The 457-nt window shown below is 61.3% G+C and carries 1 pseudogene; it reads right to left on the bottom strand.

What is annotated here, in order from left to right:
• Positions 1–264 precede the first annotated feature (264 nt).
• Positions 265–457, bottom strand: a pseudogene (locus D7Y13_RS46360) (CoA ester lyase); the annotation flags it as partial.

Genomic DNA, 457 nt, shown 5'->3' with positions numbered 1-457 from the left:
TCGCTACTCGATCCGGGCGAGATGTGGGCGTCCGACGTCGCGATGCGGCCTTCGTCGTCCTCGATCTCCACCATGAAGGGCTCGAACGTCGCAAAGGTCCGGTACGACAACCTGTAGGGGCGGATCAGCGGCAATTCCAGACGTCTCAACGTCACCCGGCGAATGCTCATTCTGGCCCCCTCCCTGGCTCCAATTATTAGTTGTTGCTATTGCTACTACTCTGATGAGGACATGGCAAGGCCCGAATGGATCGGCGCCTGCGCCTTATGCGCGGGCTAGAATTTGGTGAGCAGGCCCCAGATGCAGGCGCTCCACCATCCGCCCGTCGATCGTCAGAGCATTCACCGCGGCGTTCTGCGGCAGGGCGAAGGTGTCGACGACGCGCTTCGCCCAGTCGATCTCCGCCTGTGAGGGAGAGAAAAGGCGGTTGCAGGCGTCGATTTGCCGGGGATGAATC

The organism is Corallococcus praedator (assembly GCF_003612125.1).
In the GTDB taxonomy this organism is placed as follows: Bacteria; Myxococcota; Myxococcia; order Myxococcales; family Myxococcaceae; genus Corallococcus; species Corallococcus praedator.
This window is presented reverse-complemented; position numbering and strand designations above follow the sequence as displayed.